This is a genomic window from Streptomyces sp. NPDC056347 (genome assembly GCF_042262625.1).
Lineage (GTDB): Bacteria > Actinomycetota > Actinomycetes > Streptomycetales > Streptomycetaceae > Streptomyces.
The window spans coordinates 1-3,589 of sequence record NZ_JBHJQP010000311.1; the positions used below are offsets into that span (position 1 = coordinate 1).

General features: G+C 72.9%; 1 protein-coding gene. It reads left to right on the forward strand.

From position 1 onward, the window contains the following. The first annotated feature begins 585 nt into the window (after positions 1-585). On the forward strand, positions 586-3,357 hold the full coding sequence (locus ACFCV8_RS35730) for a hypothetical protein (protein WP_376689724.1): 2,772 nt from the start codon (positions 586-588) through the stop codon (positions 3,355-3,357). Positions 3,358-3,589 lie beyond the last annotated feature (232 nt).

Sequence of the window (3,589 nt, forward strand, 5' to 3'; positions counted from 1 at the left end):
TCCTCCGCATTTGATCTCCCCGGGAAATACGTCTAAGGCCCCCACTGCTTGCAGTGGGGGCCTTCGACGTTCGTGGTCATGGGGGATGGGTTCGGACCGTCTCCGGCCCGGACGGCGTCAGGCCGCTGTCAGTACCCCGAGGCACAGGACCATGCAGTCGGCGAACGCCGGGCCGGCTACGAAGAAAGCCTCGGGCCGTCCTGTCCCTGAGCCCCCAGCTCGCCCCCTCTCGGGCAGGGGCCGTTGATCCGGCGTGCCGAACGCTCCCTCACGGAGATCCCGCTCGTCCCACCGGCCCGGTCGCGCCGGGCGTCGGCGAGCACAGGGTGCCGGCCCCGATTGCCGCACGGTCGTCGGACCGCTGCTCCGGGGCAGGATTTTTCGATCAGCGACCCCGGCCCCATGACCCCCGTCCGGCTCTTCCTCGGCGCTCCTGTTCGGCCCCTGTTCAGCTCCTGTCAGATTCCTGTCAGGTTCCCCGAGGCGGGACAACCGGTGATGACGCGTCACCCTCTCCCCGGTGCGGGGGGTGCTCCTGGGATTCCCGGAGCGGTGAAGCACGACCGACAACGAGGAGACACCATCGTGAGACAGGTCTCACGCGCGCTGACGACTGCCTTGGCGGCCGTGGCGCTGGCGGCGGGTGTGCCAGGGCCGGCGCATGCACGACCGGCCGCCGAGTCCATACCCGGCGCGCCGCCGGGCGCCTTCGGGGAGCGGCTGCCGGAGGGGTGGCGTGTCGAGGGCGGGGAGCTGATCTGGAGCTCGCCCGAGCCCGTGGGCATGGGCGGCGCCCTGGTCGAGTTCCGCTCGGGGGAGCGGACCCTCGGCGTCCCAAAGCCCTCCCCCGACCAACGCACCTTCCGGCTCCGCCTCGACGGGGTGAGGACCGGACCGGTGAGCGAACTCCAGGTGGTCGCCGGTTCGCGGCGGCTGGACGCCGCAAAGGCCGACCGGGCACCCCGTCAGCGGCGCTCGTCGGCCGCGGAGGCATCCCAGGAGCCGTTCCCCGCCAACCCGGTCGACCCCGGTGTCGCAGGTAAGTACCGCACCACCAGTGGTGAGTACTCCCTGAAGTCGGTGAGGCTGCCGGGCTACGCCGAGCCCGTGGAGATGCGCGCCACGGTCGTCGGCCCGACGGACGCGCCGGGGAAGCGACCGCTGGCGCTCTTCGTCCACGGCCGCGGCGCCACCTGCTACGAGCCCGGCGGGAACAGCGCAGGCATGGAGTGGCCGTGCAAGCCGGGCAACAAGGAGATCCCGAGCTACCGAGGCTTTCTGCACGATCAGAAGCTCCTGGCGTCCCAGGGCTATGTGACGGTCTCCATCTCCGCGAACGGTGTCAACGCGCAGGACGGCCGCGCGGCCGACTTCGGGGCGCAGGCCCGTTCGTCCCTGGTGCGCCGGCACCTCGCCCGCTGGGCGGAGTGGGGTGCGAGCCCCGCGAAGGCCCCCGAGGCCGTGCGTGCGACGGAGCCCGCGGACCTCTCGAAGGTGCTCCTGGTCGGCCACTCCCGGGGCGGCGAGGGCGTCAACCGGGCGGCTCTCGACAGCGTCTCCCCGCCACCGCCCGCCGAGGACGGCTACCGGGGGCCGGTGGGCTGGCGGATCCGCGGCACCGTCCTGATCGGCCCCACCAACTTCGGCCAGAACCCCACGCCCGACGTGCCCTCGATGACCATCCTGCCGGGCTGTGACGGCGATGTGAGCGACCTTCAGGGCCAGATGTACCTTGACGGCACCCGGGGCATCGGCCAGGGCACGGCGATGCACAGCGCGGTGTACATGGTCGGCGCCAACCACAACTTCTTCAACACGGAGTGGACGCCCGGCCAGGCCGAGGCCCCGGCCGCCGACGACTTCTGGGACGACCGGAACAACCCGGACCCGGTCTGCTCGGCACGGGCCGGGACCCGGCTGAGCGCCGAGCAGCAGCAGACGGCGGGCGCCACCTACATCGCCGCCGCCGCGCGGCTCTTCCTCGGGGGCGACGACCGGGTCCGCCCGCTGCTCGACGGCTCCGACCGGCGCGCACCCTCGGCCGATCCCGCCCGGGTGCTGACCCATGCCGTCGGCGGCAACCGCACTCCGGCGATCCGGCCCGACGACCCGCTCTCGGTGACGAACGGGCGCGTGTGCCAGCAGGTCACGACGAACGCCGCGCGGGCCTGTACACCTGACTCCACCCCCGGTAGGTCGCCGCACTTCGCGTCCTGGGCGGAGACCACCAGTGAGCCGGGCCGCAACGCGGTCACGGCCCGCTGGACCGAGCCGGGCACCCCGGTCCGGCTGACGCCGGGGCGCGCCTTCTCGCTGGCGGGCTCCGACGCGCTCGCCCTGCGGGTGATGGTGCCGCCGAACACCCGGGGCACCCGGCTCGACGTCGCCCTCACCGACACCTCCGGCAAGCGGGTGGGGCTCGGTCAGGTCACCGTCGACGGCCTTCCCGGCTCCGACTCGACGGCCGCGTACTGGGCGCGTGAGGTCCGCGTCCCACTGAAGGCCGCCGTCGGCGCCGGTGTCGACCTGAAGCGGACGCGGTCGCTGGAGCTCACCCCGCGCAGCAGCTCCGGCGAGTTCTGGCTGATGGACGCCTGGGGCTGGCGCCCCGGCACCCCGGTGGTACGCCCCGTCGCACTTCCGCGTGTCGACATCGGCAGGCTGACGGTCAAGGAGGGCGATTCCGGCACCCGCACCTACAACGTGCCCGTCCAGGTCACCGGCAAGGGCACCGGCGTGATCAAGCTCGCCGTCCGCGACCCGGAGACCCACGAGTCCGCCGTCCGCACCGTAACGGTCGAGGCCGGTGGCTCCGTGGACGTGCCGATCACGGTCGAGGGAAATTCCCGCTTCAACTACGACCTCAGCCACGAGGTCGCGGCCAAGGCCGTACACGGCACGGCGGTCGGCGGCGCCTTCGGGGGCGTGCTCGTGGAGAACGACGACCCGATGCCCACGGTCAGCGTGACCCCGGTCGCCGACTCGGTCACCGAGGGCCGGAAGCTCACCTGGAAGGTGGAGCTCTCCCAGCCCGCCGACATCGGCATCGAGACGCGGTTCGACTTCCTGCCGGTGCGCGAGGGCACGGAGTTGTCCACGAAGGATGTCGACGAGGAGTGGCTCTCCGGCCTCGGCGAGGACGCCGACCCGGAGCGGCCCCTGTCCACGAACGGTCCCTCGCTCTGGGTGTCCGTCCCCAAGGGCGGGACGAGCACCGAAGTGTCCGTGCCCACGGTCGCCGACGCGCTGTCCGAGTCGGAGGAGTCCCTGCGGATGCAGGTGAACATCCTCAAGGAGTACGAGTGGCTGGAGGGCCCCCTCCTCACGGGGAAGGTCACGGACGCGCTCCAGGGCTGACGCCCGGGGGCCACGTCCCGCGCTGACGGTGCCTGAGCGCACCACCCGAACGAGATGGCACCGGCCCCCGCCACGGGGACGCGTCCTGGACCGGGCGGAAAACCGGCGGCACCCGTACGGGGGGGACGGGTGCCCCCGGAGGGGTGGGGCCGGTGGGGGCGGTTGGGCCGCGGGGGTAGCAGGCCCCCGGGGGGGGGTCAGCGGGGGAGTGCGGCCACCCCAGCCCCGGCGA